This window comes from Bacillus sp. AFS055030 (assembly GCF_002574545.1).
Taxonomy (GTDB): Bacteria; Bacillota; Bacilli; order Bacillales; family Bacillaceae_G; genus Gottfriedia.
Map to the genome: position 1 here is coordinate 78753 of NZ_NUGT01000026.1, position 20760 is coordinate 99512.

20 protein-coding genes and 1 other annotated feature are annotated in these 20760 nt (G+C 33.9%); of the genes, 3 read left to right on the top strand and 17 right to left on the bottom strand.

Annotated features, from left to right (window positions below; genetic code table 11):
* The first annotated feature begins 39 nt into the window (after positions 1 to 39).
* A complete protein-coding gene (locus CN925_RS11690) occupies positions 40 to 258 on the top strand; it encodes a hypothetical protein (protein WP_098846402.1) in 219 nt (72 codons plus the stop codon).
* A 56-nt stretch (positions 259 to 314) separates the two neighbouring features.
* Here the strand turns inward: CN925_RS11690 and CN925_RS11695 are convergent, their stop codons facing one another.
* From CN925_RS11695 to CN925_RS11755, 13 genes are all read right to left on the bottom strand, one after another.
* The gene (locus CN925_RS11695; RefSeq protein ID WP_098846403.1) at positions 315 to 563 is read right to left on the bottom strand and encodes a hypothetical protein; all 249 of its coding nucleotides are present in this window, start codon (positions 561 to 563) and stop codon (positions 315 to 317) included.
* Positions 564 to 643: 80 nt separating this feature from the next.
* Positions 644 to 1411: a tRNA threonylcarbamoyladenosine dehydratase gene (locus CN925_RS11700; protein WP_098846404.1), complete on the bottom strand. Its 768-nt coding sequence runs from the start codon at positions 1409 to 1411 to the stop codon at positions 644 to 646.
* A 165-nt stretch (positions 1412 to 1576) separates the two neighbouring features.
* On the bottom strand, positions 1577 to 3346 hold the full coding sequence (gene aspS / locus CN925_RS11705; RefSeq protein WP_098846405.1) for an aspartate--tRNA ligase: 1770 nt from the start codon (positions 3344 to 3346) through the stop codon (positions 1577 to 1579).
* 19 nt (positions 3347 to 3365) lie between these two features.
* Positions 3366 to 4631 (bottom strand): histidine--tRNA ligase, encoded by a 1266-nt coding sequence (gene hisS, locus CN925_RS11710; protein WP_098846406.1) that lies wholly within the window; start codon positions 4629 to 4631, stop codon positions 3366 to 3368.
* Positions 4632 to 4695: 64 nt separating this feature from the next.
* Positions 4696 to 4923: a binding site (T-box leader), on the bottom strand.
* Between the two features lie 71 nt (positions 4924 to 4994).
* Positions 4995 to 5168 (bottom strand): hypothetical protein, encoded by a 174-nt coding sequence (locus tag CN925_RS21320; protein ID WP_088013656.1) that lies wholly within the window; start codon positions 5166 to 5168, stop codon positions 4995 to 4997.
* Between the two features lie 165 nt (positions 5169 to 5333).
* On the bottom strand, positions 5334 to 5513 hold the full coding sequence (locus CN925_RS11720) for a hypothetical protein (RefSeq protein ID WP_098846407.1): 180 nt from the start codon (positions 5511 to 5513) through the stop codon (positions 5334 to 5336).
* A 128-nt stretch (positions 5514 to 5641) separates the two neighbouring features.
* Positions 5642 to 6082, bottom strand: coding sequence for a D-aminoacyl-tRNA deacylase (dtd, locus tag CN925_RS11725; RefSeq protein WP_098846408.1), 441 nt, complete (start codon positions 6080 to 6082; stop codon positions 5642 to 5644).
* Between the two features lie 16 nt (positions 6083 to 6098).
* A complete protein-coding gene (locus tag CN925_RS11730) occupies positions 6099 to 8294 on the bottom strand; it encodes a RelA/SpoT family protein (RefSeq protein ID WP_098846409.1) in 2196 nt (731 codons plus the stop codon).
* Between the two features lie 162 nt (positions 8295 to 8456).
* Positions 8457 to 8969 carry an adenine phosphoribosyltransferase gene (locus CN925_RS11735; protein WP_098846410.1) on the bottom strand — a complete coding sequence of 171 codons (513 nt, stop codon included), beginning with the start codon at positions 8967 to 8969 and terminating at the stop codon, positions 8457 to 8459.
* Complete coding sequence (gene recJ / locus CN925_RS11740) at positions 8969 to 11320, bottom strand: single-stranded-DNA-specific exonuclease RecJ (RefSeq protein ID WP_098846411.1); 2352 nt, start codon at positions 11318 to 11320, stop codon at positions 8969 to 8971. Before recJ ends, CN925_RS11735 begins: the two co-directional genes overlap by 1 nt.
* 39 nt (positions 11321 to 11359) lie before the next feature.
* Positions 11360 to 12271 carry a cation diffusion facilitator family transporter gene (locus CN925_RS11745; RefSeq protein ID WP_098846412.1) on the bottom strand — a complete coding sequence of 304 codons (912 nt, stop codon included), beginning with the start codon at positions 12269 to 12271 and terminating at the stop codon, positions 11360 to 11362.
* A gap of 135 nt (positions 12272 to 12406) precedes the next feature.
* A complete protein-coding gene (gene secDF, locus CN925_RS11750; RefSeq protein ID WP_098846413.1) occupies positions 12407 to 14644 on the bottom strand; it encodes a protein translocase subunit SecDF in 2238 nt (745 codons plus the stop codon).
* A gap of 102 nt (positions 14645 to 14746) precedes the next feature.
* Positions 14747 to 15025 (bottom strand): post-transcriptional regulator, encoded by a 279-nt coding sequence (locus tag CN925_RS11755; RefSeq protein ID WP_098846414.1) that lies wholly within the window; start codon positions 15023 to 15025, stop codon positions 14747 to 14749.
* 157 nt (positions 15026 to 15182) lie between these two features.
* On the opposite strand from CN925_RS11755, the gene spoVB reads away from it, so the two are divergent.
* Positions 15183 to 16739 carry a stage V sporulation protein B gene (gene spoVB / locus CN925_RS11760; RefSeq protein ID WP_098846415.1) on the top strand — a complete coding sequence of 519 codons (1557 nt, stop codon included), beginning with the start codon at positions 15183 to 15185 and terminating at the stop codon, positions 16737 to 16739.
* Between the two features lie 154 nt (positions 16740 to 16893).
* Here the strand turns inward: spoVB and CN925_RS11765 are convergent, their stop codons facing one another.
* Complete coding sequence (locus tag CN925_RS11765) at positions 16894 to 17544, bottom strand: DUF421 domain-containing protein (protein ID WP_098846416.1); 651 nt, start codon at positions 17542 to 17544, stop codon at positions 16894 to 16896.
* Positions 17545 to 17764: 220 nt separating this feature from the next.
* Between CN925_RS11765 and CN925_RS11770 the strand changes: the two genes are divergently transcribed.
* A complete protein-coding gene (locus CN925_RS11770; protein WP_098846417.1) occupies positions 17765 to 18148 on the top strand; it encodes a TIGR04086 family membrane protein in 384 nt (127 codons plus the stop codon).
* A gap of 115 nt (positions 18149 to 18263) precedes the next feature.
* Here CN925_RS11770 and yajC read toward each other — a convergent pair whose 3' ends face one another.
* From yajC to queA, 3 genes are read right to left on the bottom strand one after another with little or no spacing between them, the layout of a single operon-like run.
* Entirely contained in the window at positions 18264 to 18536 is a 273-nt protein-coding gene (gene yajC, locus CN925_RS11775) for a preprotein translocase subunit YajC (protein WP_286138332.1), read from the bottom strand.
* Positions 18537 to 18563: 27 nt separating this feature from the next.
* The gene (gene tgt, locus CN925_RS11780; RefSeq protein WP_098846418.1) at positions 18564 to 19703 is read right to left on the bottom strand and encodes a tRNA guanosine(34) transglycosylase Tgt; all 1140 of its coding nucleotides are present in this window, start codon (positions 19701 to 19703) and stop codon (positions 18564 to 18566) included.
* A 20-nt stretch (positions 19704 to 19723) separates the two neighbouring features.
* Positions 19724 to 20752 (bottom strand): tRNA preQ1(34) S-adenosylmethionine ribosyltransferase-isomerase QueA, encoded by a 1029-nt coding sequence (gene queA / locus CN925_RS11785; protein ID WP_098846419.1) that lies wholly within the window; start codon positions 20750 to 20752, stop codon positions 19724 to 19726.
* Between the last annotated feature and the right edge of the window lie 8 nt (positions 20753 to 20760).

Here is a 20760-nt window from a genome sequence, read left to right on the forward strand (position 1 = left end):
TAGTAACAAATGGCATGTATTAGTAAGGAGTATATTTTGATGAATTGGAAAAAAGGCGGTTTATGGATTATCATATTTTTTATTATTAAAGGTACACTATCTACGCTTTTAATTATTACTGGTGCAAAATACTTTAACTTATCATATCTTCAAATTTTACTTCTTGTAGTTGGACTATTAATTATTTCTCTAATTGGACGTCAATTTGTGAGAAGACGTAAAAATATCGCGAAAAATGAGAAGGATTTAACTATGTAACCCTCTAGGGTAATGTGTCCGAACTAAAAACCCCCAATAAATTTTGGGGGTCATTTTTACTTACTAGGCTTACGTTTATTCATTTCAATCGATTCCTCATCATTCACAACACCATCATTGCCAACCCTACCATTTTTCTCAACAACATTATTTTTCTTTTGATACTTGACATTAATCCGATTAGATAAATTGTCTACATGTTGCTGTTGTGGATCTTTTTCCACGTCACTTGTACTATTACAAGCAGTTAATAATGTTAAAGATAACGCGAAAGTGCAAAATACTTTCAAGGCTCTATTCAACATCAAACACCTCCTATTGAAGGTAGTTTTTGCATTAATAAATAAAAAACTGTAGGAAATTACTTCCTACAGTCAGTGTGTGGTTATTCTTTACCTACACGCTTTATTTCAATATCCTTTATTAATTCACGTACTGCATGACTAGCTGCGATTAAGCCAGCAACTGATGGTACAAAGGCATTTGAAGATGGTGGCATTTTTGCTTTACGTATTTTTGTATTTTCATCTGGTACGATTTCTTTACGTACATCTTCACGAATAACAATAGGACTTTCGTCTGAATAGACAACTGTTACTCCTTTTTGAATGCCTTCTTTACGAAGTTTAGTTCGAATAACCTTTGCAATTGGATCATGAGTTGTTTTTGATATATCAGCAATTTTAAATCGAGTTGGATCCATTTTATTCGCAGCACCCATACTTGAAATCAGTGGAATTCCACGACGACGACATTCTTTAATTAAGTGAATTTTATATGTAATTGTATCAGACGCATCAATTACAAAATCTAATGGAACTTCGAAAAACTTTTCAAATGTTTCTTCTGTATAAAACATTCTATGTGTAATTACTTCGCACTCAGGATTAATCTCAAGAATACGTTGTTTCATCATTTCTACTTTAGGCTCTCCAACTGTTGATAATAAAGCATGAATTTGTCTATTCACATTTGTAATATCAATAACATCTTTATCAACTAGAATTAAACGGCCGACTCCTGAACGTGCTAAAGCTTCTGCAGCAAATGAGCCAACGCCTCCAATACCTAAAATAGCTACCGTACTGTTTTGTAATCGCTCTAAACCTGCTTTACCAAAAGCAAGCTCATTACGAGAAAATTGGTGTAACATTTATTCAACTCCCACTATCTTAATCAGATTACAATGATTTAAATATACATGATACAAGCTATTGACATCAAGCTTGATTTAAAGAATATCAAAATTTTTCTTAATCTCCCAACAAGAAAAAGGAAAGGAGTAAGAAAATGAATTCCTTCACCCTTCCTTTTTATTTTACTCTTCTACAGTTGTTTTTAACGCTAATTCTTCTAATTGTCCAGAAGAAACTGGGCTTGGTGCATTTGTTAATAAACAACTTGCTGAAGCTGTTTTAGGGAATGCTATTGTGTCTCGTAAATTTGAGCGACCTGCAAGTAACATAACAATACGGTCTAAACCTAACGCAATTCCTCCGTGTGGTGGAGTTCCGTATTCAAATGCTTCCATTAAGAAACCAAATTGTTCTTGTGCTTCTTCTTCAGAAAATCCTAAGCATTTGAACATTTTTTCTTGTACGTCTCTTTCGTAAATTCGAACTGATCCTCCACCAAGTTCGTAACCATTTAATACTAGGTCATACGCTTGAGCTTTTACGCTACCTGGATCTGTGTCCAATTTATCAATATCTTCACGAACAGGTGAAGTGAATGGATGATGAGCAGCAAAATAACGATTTAACTCTGCATCATATTCAAGTAATGGCCAGTCAGTAACCCATAAGAAATTGAATTTAGATTGATCAATTAAATCTAAGTCTTTACCTAGTTTTAATCGAAGTGCACCTAAGCTATTTGCAACTACAGAAGCATCCGAAGCTACGAATAAAATTAAGTCTCCTGCTTCAGCTTCTACAGCTAATTTTAATGTAGCAAACTCTTCTTCACTAAAGAATTTAGCGATTGGACCTTTGAAACCATCTTCTTCAAGTTTTAACCAAGCAAGACCTTTTGCTCCATAACGACCGGCATATTCTTGAAGACCATCGATGTCTTTTCGAGAATAATTTGCTGCTTGACCTTTTACATTTAAACATTTTACTTGCCCACCGTTTTCAACAGCTGAAGTAAATACTTTAAATCCACTTTCTTTAGCGAACGATGAAACATCAATTAACTCTAATCCAAAACGAGTATCAGGCTTATCAGAACCGTAACGATTCATCGCTTCCTCATAGCTCATACGTGGAAGTGGCGTTACTAGTTCAACACCTTTTGTTTCTTTCATCATTTTAACCATCATTCTTTCAGACATTTCCATTATTTCCTCTTGAGAAAGGAAGCTAGTTTCAATGTCTATTTGAGTAAATTCTGGTTGACGATCAGCACGTAAATCTTCATCACGGAAGCATCGCGCAATTTGGAAATAGCGTTCAAATCCTGAAACCATTAATAATTGTTTAAAAATTTGCGGTGATTGTGGTAATGCATAAAACTCACCAGGATGTACACGACTAGGTACTAAATAGTCACGAGCTCCTTCTGGTGTACTCTTCGTTAAAATTGGCGTTTCAACTTCTAAGAAGTCTTCACCATCTAAGAAATCACGAATTGATTTTGTAATTTTTGAACGTAATTTAAATGTGTCATACATAACAGGACGACGTAAATCTAAATAACGATATTTTAAACGAAGGTCTTCTGCTACTTCCGTTTTATTTTCGATTGCAAATGGAGGATTCTTAGCTTTATTAATAATCTCAAGCTTTTCAACAGAAACTTCGATTGCTCCCGTTTCAAGATTTGTATTCGCTGTACCTTCACCACGAGATACGACTTTCCCGTGAACGTGAAGAATGAATTCATTACGTACAGTTTCAGCTAGCGCTAAAGCTTCACCTGAAGTTTCAGGATTAAAAACGATTTGTACAAGTCCAGAACGGTCACGTAAATCAATAAAGATTAATCCACCTAAATCACGTCTTTTTTGTACCCATCCTTTAAGAGTTACACTTTGACCAATATGTGATTCTCTTAATTCACCACATAAATGCGTTCGTTGTTCCATTTTCAATTCCCCCATTTGATTATTTAGAGCTTACGTATTTTACAAAGATGTCTAATGCAACTTCTTCTTGTGCACCAGTCTCCTGGTCTTTTAAATTAATGACTCCTCGAGATAATTCTTCCTCACCTAGAATCGCTACATATTTTGCTTTATAACGTTCCGCTGCTTTGAATTGAGCTTTTATTTTACGATCTTGGTAATCTTTTTCACAAACAAGACCAGCTTTACGCAATTGATATAAAATTGCAGTTGCTTCTTTTTTCACTTCTTCTCCAATTCCGATAATGAATACATCCATTTCTTGTTGAATTGGTAGTTCAATTCCTTCTGTTTCAAGCGCTAAAATTAAACGCTCTATACTTAACGCGAAACCAATACCAGGCGTATTCGGACCTCCGATTTCTTCAACTAATCCGTTATAGCGACCGCCACCACTTAAAGTTGAAATTGTACCGAATCCTTTTCCTTCTAACATAATTTCAAATACAGTGTGATTATAATAATCTAAACCACGTACTAAATTTGCATCAATTTCAAACGGAATTTTCATAGTTGTTAAGTAAGATTGAACAGCCTCGAAATAGTTCTTAGATTCTTCGTTTAAATATTCTAAAATCGAAGGTGCTGTCTTCATCGAAGGGTGATCATGATCTTTTTTACAATCTAATACACGTAATGGATTCGTTTCTAAACGATTTTTACAATCATTACACAACTCATGTGCTACCGGTTTAAAATGATTAACAAGTGCTTCACGGTGCGCTTTACGGCTATCTAAGTCACCCAAACTATTAAGAACTAACTTAACATTTTTCAAACCAAGACCACGATATAAATCCATAGATAGCGCTAATACTTCTGCATCGATAGAAGGATCATTACTACCTAAAGCTTCGATACCAAACTGTACGAACTGACGATAGCGACCCGCCTGTGGACGTTCATAACGGAACATAGGACCGATATAGTACAACTTAGTAGGTTGATTACTATTTCCAAACATTTTATTTTCAACATAAGATCGAGCGATTGACGCTGTACCTTCTGGACGTAATGTTAATTGACGATCTCCGCGATCTGTAAATGTGTACATTTCTTTTTGAACAATATCTGTTGTATCTCCAACACCACGTTGGAATAACTCGGTATGTTCAAAGATTGGTGTACGAATTTCGTTATAGTTATATCGTTTACATAAGTCTCTAGCAAACTTTTCAATATACTGCCATTTTTCAATTGTACCTGGTAAAAGATCCTGAGTACCTCTTGGGATATTAATCGACATTGTAAATCCTCCTAAATAAACCTTTATAAATACAAAAAACCCTCGTTCCTACTGAAATAAAAACAGTAGGGACGAGAGTTATAAGCCCGTGGTGCCACCCTAATTGAAGAACAAAAAACTGTTCTCCCACTTTCATCGTTAACGCCGATTACGTTTATCCTTACTAGAAATCGTTCAGAATAAAGCCTCGGGAGTGTCTTTCAAATAGTCTACTTGTGGAAATGCTCTCAGCCACGGCACTTCCTCTCTCTCCAAGAGATCCTATCCTACTTTTCTCCGTCTATGGAATGTTCGTATGTATCAATATGTTATTTAATATCTTACGTTCGGATCCAACAAATGTCAAGAACAGTTAAAAATTTTTTACGAACGCTCCAACTGTCTTTTCAAATCACGCACTTCTCTTAATGTTAAACCAAACTCACTTGCCATCTCTAAAGAATTGGATTCTTGTCCTCTATTTTGAAATTCATGAAAATCCATATTCAAGACACCTTTTCTACCTGACCCTAGACTATTACGATTATTTATTCTCATGCTGCAGTCTCCTTCCAAGTATGTTGTTATATAGGATGTCCAATTAATTAGTCGATTAAACAATTAATATTTGTGGTGAAGGATTTATTTGATTTGATATTTTTTGTTCTGTAATTATCTAAATCAAAGTTCTTCTCAATAAAAAAACCATGGTGCACCCCATGGCTAAAAAAATACTCTTAGTGTAGATTGTATGCTTTCAACTGATCCGTCAATGAAATACATAAGTCCGTAATAAACTAGGATAATTAAAATAACAAATAAAAGTGCTTTAAAGAAGCTTTTGAGGATCGTAAACAAAATTACTCCAGCGATAAGGATTAACACGATTGTAATTATGTCCATATAGTACCTCCTCTAAAATTCTTTTAAGAACTGGTGTACTTCAGTATATTCGCTTTAATAAGTTATTATTTTAATAATTAATTTGTCCAAAAAAAATGCCTCCTTTTTGGCAAAGGAGGTAGGCTATCTTATTTACTTTCAATCATAATGGTAATTGGTCCCCAGTTTGTAAATGTTACATCCATATCTGCACCAAAAATACCCGTTTGTACTTCATATCCTTGTTCGCGTAAATATGAATTAAAATATTCGTATAATTCATTTGCGATTTCTGGCTTGGCTGCATCTGTGAAACTAGGACGTCTACCTTTTCTCGTATCACCATATAAAGTGAATTGAGAAACGGATAGAATCTGGCCACCAACATCATTTAATGATAAATTCATTTTTCCTAGTTCGTCTTCAAAAATTCTTAGGTTAACTGCTTTGTCAGCACAATATTTTACATCTTCAATTGTATCTTCATGCGTTATTCCGACTAGCAATAATAACCCTTTAGGTATTTGACCAACTATTTGTCCGTCGACTACCACTTTTGCTTCTTTTGTGCGTTGTAATAATACTTTCATAAGTGGCACCTCCTATTTAGTGGAAAATACGTCTCACAGAGTAAATGTCTGGAATTTGTTTAACTTTATCCACTACTTTTTGCAGGTGGTTTATATTACGAATAGACAAACTCATTGTAATAGTTGCCATTTTATTTCGATCATTTTTTCCTGTTACTGAAGAGATATTCGTTTTAGTTTCATTTACTACTGAAAGAACTTCATTTAAAAGACCACGACGATCGTATCCGAAAATTTCTATATCAACATTATAATCGCGTTCGAACGTAGGACTTTCCTCCCAGTCAACTTCAATAAAGCGATCTTCTTCACTATCATTTAGCATGTTTACGCAATCGCTTCTATGAACTGAGATTCCTCTGCCTTTTGTGATATAGCCAACAATATCATCACCAGGTACAGGATTACAGCATTTTGATAAACGGATCAGTAAATTATCTACGCCTTTTACAGAAATACCAGCATCTTTTCGACGTGATGGCGCCTTTTTAAGGTCCGAAGAAAGTTCTTTTAATCGGTCTTCTAGCTCAATTTCCGTACGTTTACGGAATTTATCTGTTAAACGATGAGCAATCTGTGTTGCTGTAATTCCATTGTATCCAACGGCTGCATACATATCTTCTGCATTAGAGAAATTAAATTTCTCTGCGACGCGTTTTAAATTTTCAGACGTTAACACTTCTTTTAAATCACATTCTAGCGCTTTAATTTCTTTTTCAACTAATTCTTTGCCCTTTTCAACATTCTCTTCTCTTCTTTGCTTTTTAAAATATTGACGGATTTTATTTTTAGCATGTGAAGACTGAGCGACCTTTAACCAGTCTTGGCTAGGTCCATAAGAATGTTTTGATGTCATAATCTCAACGATATCACCAGTTTTAAGTTTATAATCAAGTGGCACCATTTTCCCATTTACTTTTGAACCAATTGTTTTATTACCGATTTCAGAGTGAATTCGGTAAGCAAAATCAATCGGTACAGATCCTAGTGGTAATTCAAACACATCACCTTTTGGAGTAAATACAAACACCATATCAGAGAATAAGTCCATTTTTACTGATTCCATAAACTCTTCTGCATTTGTAGAATTATCTTGCCATTCAATAATTTCACGGAACCAACTTAATTTATTTTCTAACGTTTTTTGTGAAGTAGGATTTACATTATCTTCTTTGTATGCCCAGTGTGCTGCAACACCATACTCAGCAATTTGGTGCATTTCGTGTGTTCGAATTTGCACTTCTAGCGGTTCACCTTTTGGACCGATTACAGTTGTATGAAGAGATTGATATAGATTTGCCTTAGGCATGGCAATATAATCTTTAAAACGACCTGGCATTGGTTTCCAGCATGTATGAATAACGCCTAAAACAGCGTAGCAATCTTTAATACTATTAACAATTACACGTACAGCTAATAAGTCATAGATCTCGTTAAATTGCTTATTTTGCTTAGCCATTTTATGATAAATGCTATAAATATGCTTAGGACGTCCAGAAATTTCTGTTTTAATTTCTACATCTTCAAGTTGAGTCGAGATTTCGTTTATAACCTCTTCTAAATATTGCTCGCGCTCTGCTCTTTTTCGCTTCATTAAGTTAACTATTCGATAGTATTGCTGTGGATTTAAATAGCGTAACGCTGTGTCTTCTAGCTCCCACTTAACTTTACTAATCCCTAGTCGATGAGCAAGAGGTGCAAATATTTCTAATGTTTCATTCGCAATTCGCATACGTTTTTCTTGAGGTAAATGTTTTAACGTTCTCATATTGTGAAGGCGATCGGCTAATTTAATTAATATTACTCTCAAGTCCTGTGCCATCGCTACAAACATTTTGCGATGATTTTCAGCTTGCTGTTCTTCCTTCGATTTAAACTTAATTTTACCTAATTTTGTTACACCATCTACAAGCATAGATACTTCTTTGCCAAAATGGTTTTCTAAGTCCTCTTTAGATACTTCAGTATCCTCTACTACATCATGAAGAAACCCAGCACTAATGGTTGTAGCATCCATCTCTAAGCCAACAAGGATACCTGCTACTTGAACCGGGTGTATAATATATGGTTCACCTGACTTACGAAATTGCTCACTATGTGCATCACGAGCATATTCATAAGCACGTTTAATAAACGCCACATCATCTTCTTTTAAATAATGGGTCGCTTGCTCTAAAACCTGTTCTGCTGTCAAAACTTGCTCAGTAGCCATCTAATCACCTTAAATCATTATTTCTTCTATTATCATGAAAATTTCGTTTTTTGTAAAGCAGGAGTCGTCAAATTTCATTTTTTTTTGCAGATCTTTGATAGAAAAAGAGCACTCTGATTAATCAGAGTACCCTGTTTGGATAACATTATAATATGTTAAAAATTAATATGTCATTAGTGTAAATATATCATAACCTTCTAATTTTTTACGACCTTCTAAGTAAGAAAGCTCAATTAAGAAAGCAATCCCTACTACAATTCCACCTAATTCTTCAACTAGTTTGATTGTAGCTTCAATCGTACCACCAGTAGCTAATAAATCATCAGTGATCAGTACACGTTGACCTGGTTTAATAGCATCTTTATGCATTGTTAACGTATTTGTACCATATTCTAAATCGTAGTTGTAGCTAATAACTTCACGAGGTAATTTACCTGGTTTACGAACAGGTGCAAAACCTATTTCTAAAGCGTAAGAAATTGGACAACCAACGATAAATCCACGTGCTTCTGGTCCAACTACTAAATCAACATTTTTTTCTTTCGCATAAGCTACGATTTGATCAGTTGCTTCTTTATAAGCTTTTCCATCATTCATTAATGATGAAATATCTTTAAACTGAACGCCTTCTTTAGGCCAGTCCGGTACAATCGTTATATAATCTTTTAAATTCATTAAATAAGTGCCTCCCCATTTTCGGAAAAATGACTTTTCATATTTTGAAAAAATGTAGTTAATTCATCACATTTTGAGTACAGAAATAAACGTTCTAGTTCAATACTAGCTAATTTTCTTGCATACGTATTAGATAAAGAGAGATCTTTCTTCTCAGTTTGTGGCAACAAACGAATTTTTCCATCCTCTATTGTAACAAATTCTAAATCAAAAAACACCTTTGTCATAAAATCGACTTGTTCTTTTTTCCATCCCATCTTACGACATAATGCCACTTCATACATGTTCATGTCAAATGGATTAGTATTCGCTAGGATTGAATAGAATTTTTTAAAACTTTCTCTACTTGGAATTGGTGAGAAGAAATGTAATTCTTCTTGATTGAAAATTAAGTAGATGCGTTCAGATAAACCATGACGAAAAACTTCTTTCAAATCATTTTTAGAATTAGGTAAATCAAGTAGGATCACATAATTATTTTGTATATTAATATCTAAGTTTAGTACATCTTCATATGAAACAAACTTAGAAATAGGATATTTAGATTTTAAATTTTCATACTCATTTGATGATTGATGTAAAAATATGAATTTTTCTTCGGTACGAGGTAAAGTTAATCGATGTGGTTCTTGACCTCTTAAGTCAAACAACTGCCAATGATTTACTTTTATATCATGAATCATCAACTGTGGCTTACGTTTACCATTCCATTCGTTAATAGAAGCCATTCCTAAACAAGATACTTTTGATCCACTTGCAATTTCATTAGCAACATGTCCAAATCCAAACCCTACAGCATCAAGGAATGTATTTTCATCTTTTAGTTGTACTTTCAGATGTGCTCCTTCATTACCGATTTGTTTAATATTTAGAGCATCAACCTCGTTTATTTCTATAACGGGTTTTGGATTATGCATCCCAAAAGGTGCTAGCATATTTAATTCATTAATAAATGAGATTGAAACTTCACTAGCCTGACATGTTATATCGACTTCTTTTAATGGAATAAAATCTTCATCTTTCATAATTAGATCTGCATATTCGTTTAAACGATGTCTTAATATCTCGACATCCTCAATAGCCAATGTCATACCAGCAGCAAGTGTATGACCTCCAAAATGAGGTAAAATATCTTTACATTTTGTTAAGTTTTCAAATAAAGAAAAACCTTCAATACTCCTTGCTGAACCTTTTGCTATTCCTTTTTCACGATCGATACTTAAAACAATTACTGGTTTATAAAAACGATCCACTAATTTCGATGCAACGATTCCAACTACGCCAGCATTCCAGCCTTCTTTTGCGACTATAATCACTTTATTTGAACAAGAAGTATCAAGTTCGTTCACTTGCCTTATTGCCTCTTCTGTCATACGTGAAACTAATTCTTGTCTTTCCTTATTTAAGACTTCAATTTGCTCAGCTCTTTTTTTAGCAAGTGCTCGATCATTTTCTAAAATTAATTCTACTGCAGGCTTAGCATCACCAAGTCTACCAACTGCGTTAATTCTAGGACCAATTGCAAATCCAATTGTTTCTTCCGTAATGGAATCTGTCGTTGTTCCACTAATTTCTAAAAGGGCTTTTAATCCTTCACGCTGAGTTTGCTTTAGTTGCCTTACACCTTTTTTTACAATTAAACGATTTTCATCCACTAAAGGTACTAAATCAGCAACAGTTCCAATAGAAACTAGCTCCAAATATTCCTCGGGCTCCCTACCTAATAATGCAGAAGCGAATTTAAATACAACTCCTACACCTGCTAATTCTTTAAATGGATAGCTAGGGCTTAACTTTGGATGAATAATAGCTATAGCGTTTGGTAATTCTTCTGGTGGTTCATGATGATCCGTAATAATTACATCTATGCCTAGTTCATTTGCAAATTTTACTTCTTCTGCTGCAGAAATACCTGTATCCACAGTAATGATCAAAGAATAACCTTGTTCATTAGCCCAACTAAATGCATTTTTATTTGGACCATACCCTTCAGTAAAACGATTTGGTATATAAAAATCTACTTTTGCTTCTAATTCCATTAATGTTAAATACAATACTGAAGTACTGCTAACTCCATCTGCATCATAATCGCCAAAAATTAATATTTTTTCATTTTCTTCAATCGCTTGAAATACTCTGTCAATTGCAATATCCATACCCTCTAATAAAAACGGGTCATGAAAGTTCATTTGATCTTCATATAAAAACTTACTTGCTTCATCTACTGTCTTAAATCCACGAGTAACAAGTAGTTTTGCTAATAGAGGGGAAATCTGTAATTCTTTACTTAATATTTGCTCTTCTTGGTGATTCGATAATTTCGGTTTCCAACGTGCTTTTGACTTTAACAATACTCTCACCCCTAACTGTACTATTATACTAAAGTAAACTTATTGGATGAAAGAGTTATTTTTATCATTATATGGATTAATATGGACAAAAACATTTTCCACATCTTTTTGTTCCATCAACTTTGCTTTAACATTTTTTCCAATCTTATGTCCTTCTTCTACCGTTATATATGGGTCTACGGAGACTTTTATATCAATTATGACGTAATAGCCGTGTTCCCTTGCATAGAGAGAATTTATTTCTTTAACTCCTACTACATTCTTAACGATTTCTTTATATGGTTTAATATCTTCTTCATGAAGGACATGATCCATTGTCGTATGTATTGATTCCGCTCCAATATCCCACGCCATTTTTAAAATCATAATTGCTACAATAAGACCAGCAGCAGGATCTGCATATAAAAGTATTGGCATATTAAATTTAGTACCTAAAATTGCAATTCCAATACCAACCATAGCTGCAGCAGATGAGTATACATCAGAGCGATGTTCATATGCATTAGCGATAATTGCGTCACTATTTAACCTTTTCCCTAAAGCATATTTATAACGAAACATCCATTCTTTTAAAAATATAGAGATAAAAGCTGCAAATAAAGCAATTAACTCTGGTGGATGGACGGGCTTAAAAAATGCTGTTATAGAGGATTTAGTTATTTCAATTCCAACGATAAATAAAAGTACTGCAACAATAATTGCAGCAATTGATTCAGCTTTACCATGGCCATAAGGGTGATCCTCATCAGGCGGCATCTTCGCAGCTCTTAAACCAAATAAAACCGCAATTGAACCAATCACATCTGATGCAGAATGTACTGCATCTGCCATTAACGCTTTACTATTTCCAATATATCCAATAATCGCTTTCACAATTGCCAGAAGTAAATTTCCATATATCCCGATATAAGCCCCCTTCTTGGCTTCCTTATAACGCTCTTCTTGTTCCATATACTTTACCTACTTCCCTTTTTCTAACTCAAAAAAATACACTTTACATTTTTAACACATTATATTAGTATCTTCAATTCTTAATGAATTTAATACAAAAAAAGAGTATAAGCAAAAGCCTATACTCTTTTAACATTATTTAGCTTCTTCAACATCGATTACTTGGTTTTTATCAAGTTGACGACCTTTAATAAATAACCAAATTTGTGAAGCGATAAAGATTGACGAATATGTTCCAACAACTAAACCTACTAATAATGCGATTGAGAAGTTTAAAATTGCATGACTTCCGAATAAAAGCAATGCAAGTACTGCTAATAATACAGTTAGTACTGTTTTAACAGATCGACCTAAAGTTTGGCGAATTGAATCATTTACAACTTCATTCAATTCTTCTCTAGTGCGAATTTTCTTCTTAAGCTTCATATTTTCGCGAACTCGGTCAAATGTAACAATCGAGTCATTAATAGAATAACCGACAATCGTAAGAACCGCCGCGATGAATGTTATATCTACTTCTAATCTAAATATACTAAATACTACAACAATGAAGAATGCATCATGTAGTAGGGCAATTACTGAAGCAATTGCATAAGAGAATTGGAAACGTATTGATACGTAAAGAATAATACCTGCTGATGCGATGATCAGTGCTTTAATGGCATTACCTGCTAATTCTCTACCAACAATAGGATCAACCGTACTTACGTTTGGTTCTACCCCAAATTTAGTTGTAAAATCTTTTTTCAAATCATTAATCTGATCTTTTGTTAATACACCTTTAAATACGATTGAACCTGTTTTTGCATCATTTGTCGAAACAGTAATACTTTCAGGCTTCAAGTTCATTTTTGAGATTTCATCATTAACAACTTGTTTTGTAACAGCTGATTTTGATTCAAATGTTACACGTGTACCACTTGCAAAATCAATTCCTAAATTTAATCGGAAAATAGAAAGTAGAATACCCCCTATAATTACTATAACGATTGAAAAATAAACAAATTTTCGGCCAATGCTTACAAAATTGACTTTATCATATTTTGTAGGTGGATGAGCTAGATTATGATTTAAACCAAGGATTTCACTTTGTTTTACACCAAACCATGTTTTCTTATTATTTAAGTAACGACTTTGAACTAATAAAGAAAGTAATAATCGAGTACCGAACACGGCAGTTAAAAAGCTTACTAAAATACTAACAATTAAACTTGTTGCAAATCCTTTTACAGAGCTTGTACCGAATGAGAATAATACCGCAGCAGCAAGTAAAGTTGTAATATTCGCATCAAAAATCGTTCCAAATGAACGCTGATTACCTGCACGATACGCAGATGCAACTGATTTTCCTAGTTTAAGCTCGTCTTTCAATCTCTCAAAAGTGATAATATTGTTATCAACCGCAATACCAACACCAAGTATTAACGCCGCAATACCAGGAAGTGTTAATACTGCATTCATGCCGTCAAATACAAGTAATGTTACGTATGTATAAGCTATTAACATAATGCTTGCGATTAAACCTGGTAAGCGATAGAAATAGAGCATAAATAAGAAAATAACTGATACGCCAATAATTCCAGCAAAAATTGTTTCATTCAGAGCATCTGTACCAAATTTAGCACCGATTGATGTTGAATACATCTCTTCAAGTTGAACTGGAAGAGCCCCAGCATTTAATAAGTCTGAAAGTTCTTTTGCACTTTCAACTGTAAATGTAGAACCAACAATAGAAAGTGAATCATCGGTAAATACTTGATTTACACTTGCTGCAGATAAGAATTTAGGCTTTGCTTTTGCCGATTCCTTTTTAAAAGAGTCTTCTCCTTCTTTGAAATCTAACCAAATAACCATCATATTATTTGGAGCACCCATATTTAACACTTTAGTTGTTACATCTTTAACCTTAGAAGCATCCTTGAATGTAATTGATACACTAGGCTTACCCATTTGGTCAAATGTTTGCTTTGAAGCGCCTTCTTTCAAATCCGCTCCAGTCATTAGAACCTTATCATTTACGTCACGAATTGTTAAGTTCGCTTCCGTAGAAAGAATATCACGTGCCTTAGCTTGATCCTTTATACCAGCTAATTGTACACGAATACGATCTTTCCCTTCGATTTGAATATTTGGTTCACTTACTCCTAATACGTTTACACGTTTTTCAAGAGCTTTTGCTGTACTTACTAAAACATTTTTGTTTATTACGTCGCCTTTCTTAATCGGCTTAACTTTATAAAGTACCTCAAACCCACCCTGAAGATCCAGACCAAGCTTAATCTTATTCGCGGTACCAAAGATAGTTGTGCCAATTACTGCTGCTAATACAGCAATAATTAAGAAGAAGGCAACAATTCTGTTACGCTTCACCATGTTGTGAATTTCCTCCTCTAACTAGTTCAAGTTCTAGTACGAAAATGGTATATTGTCATTCTTATATTATACAAATGCAATTTTTTTATTGTCAATTAATGGTTAAACTGACTCCCCAAACTGCCAAGTAGGTGATTTAAATGCTTCGATTCGAATATAATTCATATAATCGTTTACAGTTAATGAGAGTATGTCTTCTACCAGTTGAAAAAGCTTTGGTTCGTCCTCTTTCTTTCGCCATGATGTTCTTTCGAGGCATTCCCATAAGTCATCCTCACTGACAGTATCGAATCCAAGCATTCTAAATTCATCCAGTTTACTTTCAATAACTACTTGTAGCATAGGTTTAAATTCCGCAGCTTGTTGATGAAAAGTCGACATACTCTTCCCCCCTAATTTTCTGTATTTTTAGAAAAATGATTTTAGACCTTCACATTTCAATTACTAGATGTTGAACTAACTTGTCATGCTTGCCTACATTTCTAGCATATATATAATTGTAAATCATTCTAGGCTGTTTGAGAAGGTGGTAAAAGTAATGACAAAGCAAACGTTTTTAAGAGGAACGTTTTTTTTACTTATTGCAGGGCTCATCACAAGAATATTAGGATTTTTTAATCGAATTGTAGTGGCAAGAATAATGGGAGAAGAAGGCGTAGGGTTATTTATGATGGCAGTCCCGACACTTTTTTTGGTCATGACGCTTACACAGCTCGGCCTACCGATTGCCATTTCAAAATTAATTGCAGAAGCAGTTGCCCAAAATAGACAAGATCGGATTAAAAAGATTTTAGCGATTTCTATGTCAATCACTGGCGTATTATGTATTATATTTACAACAGCAATGATCTTTTTATCCCCTTTTATTGCTAAAAACTTATTAACGGATGATAGGACTATGTACCCTTTAATTGCCATCGCTCCTGTTGTTCCAATTATCGCAATCTCATCTGTTTTACGCGGATATTTTCAAGGCGTTCAGAATATGCGTCCATCTTCATTTTCCCAAGTTATTGAACAAGTTGTACGAATCGTACTAGTTGCAGTTTGTACTAAAACTTTTTTACCATATGGAGTTGAATTTGCCGCTAGTGGCGCCATTATTTCTTCTGTATTAGGTGAATTAGCCTCTTTAATTTATATGCTGTATGTTTTTAAGAAAGAAAAAAACGCAAAGTTCATTTCTGGTTTTAAGAACAATATTAAAGATGGTAGAAAAACGCTTAGCGACCTATTAAGTATTGCACTACCAACAACTGGAAGTCGATTAATTGGTTCAATATCAATGTTTTTAGAACCAATCGTTGTCTCACAAAGTTTAGCGATTGCAGGGGTTACCGCAGCTGTTGCAACTAAACAATATGGCTTACTTGCAGGATATGCTTTACCTCTATTACTTTTACCAGCGTTTATTACTTATGCACTATCTACTTCACTTGTGCCAGCGATTAGTGAAGCTATGGCCAAAAAAGATCGTGTAACGGTTGAAAGAAGATTACAGCAAGCATTACGCTACTCAATGATTGCTGGTGGTTGGTCTGTTGTCATTTTATACGTCTTTGCTTCCCCAATTTTAACATTAATGTATAAAAGTGACCAAGCTACGAATTTTATATACCTTTTAGCACCTTGCTTTATTTTTTACTATTTCCAAGGACCACTACAGGCTGTCTTGCAGGCACTTAATCTTGCAAATTCAGCCATGATCAATAGCTTTGTTGGTTCAGTCATTAAAATCGCTAGTATATTATTACTAGCTACAAGTCCAAAGTTTGGTATTAACGGTGTTGCCTTAGCCATGAATATTAGTATCGTAACAATAACAGTTCTTCATTATTTCACTGTTTTAAAGGCTATCAATTTTTCAATTTACGTTAAGGATTACATTTATTGTCTAATCATTTTAGGTATTTGTGTTTACGTCGGGAAGTTCATTAAAGAATACGTAGTTTTTTCTTCTTCATTATTAGTACAAACCTTAGCAAGTATTTCTGTTGTTACATTAATGTATATCTTATTAACTTTATTATGTAACCTAGTTAAAAAGGATGAGATCATCCGAATCCCATTTTTTAAAAAGTTAATGACAAGATAAGTGACCAAGGGAATAGACAATAACAGAACCACAAAGTACTTAATACTTTTGTGGTTTTACGTTGTTGAAAAAAGAATTTGTCAATTAAATTGTTGTATGATCATTGATAGATAAGATGTGTCTCGTTGATTTCATATAACCTTTAGATACTGCATCATTCGTCTTTCTTATCAAAGAAAATTTCTTCGCCTCGTAAGCTACAATAAGATACTTGATTAAAGTCATCATAGCCATGTTTTTTTAGCTGTTCTAATAACCATTTTTTATCTTTATTATACTCTTTTAAATTATCTTCTTGAACGGTACCATCTAATATTAACGGAAATGTGAGTGAACTATAGTTAAGATCACCGTTTATTTCTTTTTTAAATATTGATAATTTGCCTGTAGGCTCTAGTAATGCATAATCGACATCTCTTACATCTCCAATATCTTTCTCCCTTAGTTGTAGTAAGAGGTCATCAAATGTGTACCTCTGTTTTTTCATCTCTTTCTCAAGTATTTTACCTTTGCTAATAATCAATACTGGATGTCCATCTAATACTTTTCTGAACACAACACTTTTTAACGAGATTAAAGAAAAAATTATTTGGATAGCCACAATTAAAAACATTGGATAAATAACTTTTATAATTGGTTCATTGTGGGTTTCAATTCCGATAGCTGCTATTTCAGTTAACAATATATAAACAACTAAATCTAATAAGCTTAACTCTCCAATTTCTCTTTTTCCCATTAATCGAAAGAATAACGCAATAATTAAATAGATTGAAATGGTACGAATCGTCATTGAACCTAATTCCATTTTACTTACCCTCACATCCAAAAACTTGTTAATTTAAAAAAAATGTTCCTTAGCGCTTAACACTTGAAAATATGAGTACGAATACTACAATTATCCACTAAGAAAATAATATAGTAGAAATTTGTTCATAATTTTACTATTTGTAATTGCCCTATAAGTATTCTAAAAATCCATCTCATGAATATGCTTGTATTAAAAGAGTGTACAAGGGGGAATATGAATGAAAAAAACAGCTGTAGCTGTCTCTTTTGGCTTTTTAACTATTCTACTTTTAGTATTGTCAATTAGTTTAATTTTATCATTACTACTTAAACTAACTTCACTTACAGAAGCAAGTGTCACAACAACAACTCTGATCCTATCATTTATCGTTATGTTAATTGGTGGTTTTGTTACAGGAGCGAAAGGGAAAGAAAAAGGTTGGATTCTTGGCTTATTAACGAGTGGAGTATATTCTATTTTTGTATTTTTTGTACAGTTTCTTGGCTATGATCGAACTTTTTCACAGGAACAACTTATGTATCATGGTATTTTCTTAGGGGTTTGTATGTTAGGGTCTATTTTTGGAGTGAATGCTGCAAGTAATAAATCTTATAATAAATAATCAGTCTGATCATTCATTATTTGTCTAAACACTTCGGACATTAATTCCTTACAAAATAAACAAAACGCTAGTTTCCAAACGGAACTAGCGTTTCTTACGACACAATTAATTAAAATTAAGCTTGTGTTCTTGTTTCACGAATAGCGTTTCTTTCAAATACCATACGTGATCCATCAGCAGTTTTTAATGTAATTGTATTATTTTCTTCGTTAACAGCATCAACTAAACCGTGTAATCCACCGATTGTTACAACCATATCGCCTTTGCTAATTCCAGCTTGCATAAGAGCTGTTTGCTTTTGACGTTTTTGTTGTGGACGGATTAGTAAGAAGTAGAAAACTATAAACATTAATATTAGAGGTAAAATCCCCATTAAACCATTGCCCATCTAAATCTTCCTTTCTCTATGTAAATTTTAGAAGTTCCTAGCGTTCGGCTTATTAAAACCGTATTGTTCAAAAAACTCTTCTCGGAAATCACCTAAACGGTCTTCGCGGATTGCTTGGCGAACTTGTTCCATTAATTGTAACAGAAAATGTAAGTTATGGTAAGTAGTCAATCGCATTCCAAACGTTTCTTCGCATCGGATTAAATGACGGATATATGCTCTTGTATAGTTTTTACATGCATAACAATCACAATTAGGATCTAATGGCGTATAATCCTCTGCATATTTTGCATTCTTAATAACTAATCGACCTTCACTAGTCATACATGTACCATTTCGAGCGATACGCGTTGGAAGTACACAGTCAAACATATCTACTCCTCGTATTGCGCCATCAATTAATGAGTCAGGAGAACCTACACCCATTAAGTATCTTGGTCTATCCGTTGGTAGTAAAGGAGTCGTAAATTCTAAAACACGATTCATTACATCCTTTGGTTCACCAACTGATAATCCACCAATTGCATAACCTGGGAAATCTAAAGAAACTAAATCTCTTGCAGATTGTTTACGAAGTTCTTCGTATTCTCCACCTTGTACAATACCAAATAATCCTTGATCCTCTGGTCTTTCGTGAGCATTTAAACAACGCTCTGCCCATCTGCTAGTTCTTTCAACTGAACGTTTCATATAATCATACTCAGCAGGATATGGTGGACACTCATCAAATGCCATCATAATATCAGAACCTAATGCATTTTGAATTTCCATCGCCTTTTCAGGTGAAAGGAATAATTTATCGCCATTTAAGTGATTTCTGAAATGTACGCCTTCTTCTTCTATTTTTCGGAATTGACTTAAGCTAAATACTTGGAATCCACCTGAATCAGTTAAAATTGCACGATCCCAGTTCATAAATTTATGTAAGCCACCTGCTTTTTTAATAATCTCATGACCAGGTCTTAACCATAAATGATAAGTATTACTTAAAATAATACCAGATCCCATTGCTTTTAAATCTTCAGGAGCCATTGTTTTAACAGTGGCTAATGTTCCAACAGGCATAAATGCTGGAGTTTCAAATGAACCATGTGGAGTATGGACAATTCCTAATCTCGCACCTGTTTGCTTACAAGTTTTAATATGTTCATAACGAATTGCTGTCATTTTTCGATTCCTTTCAATTCTTAAAGTATTAACATTGCATCGCCAAAGCTAAAAAAGCGATATTTTTGATCTACTGCTTCTTTATAAGCAGATAAAACTGGTTCTCTTCCAGCTAATGCACTAATCAGCATAATTAAAGTTGATTTTGGTAAATGGAAGTTCGTAATCATCCCGTCTATTCCCATAAATCTATATCCTGGGAAAATGAAGATAGACGTCCAACCACTAGCCCCTACAAACTTACCGTTATTAGCTGTAGCAATCGTTTCAACTGTACGAGTAGAAGTTGTTCCAACAGTAATGATTCTACCACCGTTTACTTTTGTTTCATTTAACAGTTTAGCCGTTTCATCAGACATATAGTAGTATTCCGAGTGCATATCGTGTTCTTCAATCGATTCTACACTTACTGGTCTGAATGTACCTAACCCTACATGCAATGTAATAAATGCTAACTTTACACCTTTTTCTTGAACTTTCGCTAAGAGTTCCTTTGTAAAATGCAAACCTGCTGTAGGCGCTGCCGCTGAACCAATTTCTTTAGCGAACACAGTCTGGTAACGATCTCTATCTTCTAATTTTTCTTTAATATATGGAGGAAGTGGCATTTCACCTAGTTGGTCTAAGATTTCATAAAAAATTCCATCATATTGGAATTTTAATTTTCTTCCACCTTGATCACTAGTTCCTACACATTCCGCCTTTAATCTGCCATCTCCAAATGAAATAATTGTACCTTCTTTTACTCTTTTAGCAGGCTTAACTAATGTTTCCCATACATCCTGCTCTTCTTGTTGCAGTAATAATACTTCTATTTGGGCACCTGTATCTTCTTTCACACCAAATAGTCGAGCAGGCATGACTTTTGTTTCGTTTAAAACTAAACAATCGCTTTCTTGTAAGTAATCTAACACATCTGGAAACTGTTTATGCTCAACATTTCCAGACTCTTTATGTAATACCATTAGTCTCGATGCTTCTCTGTCCAACAAAGGAGTTTGAGCAATCAATTCTTCAGGTAAATCAAAATCAAATAAATTTACATCCATTTCTATAC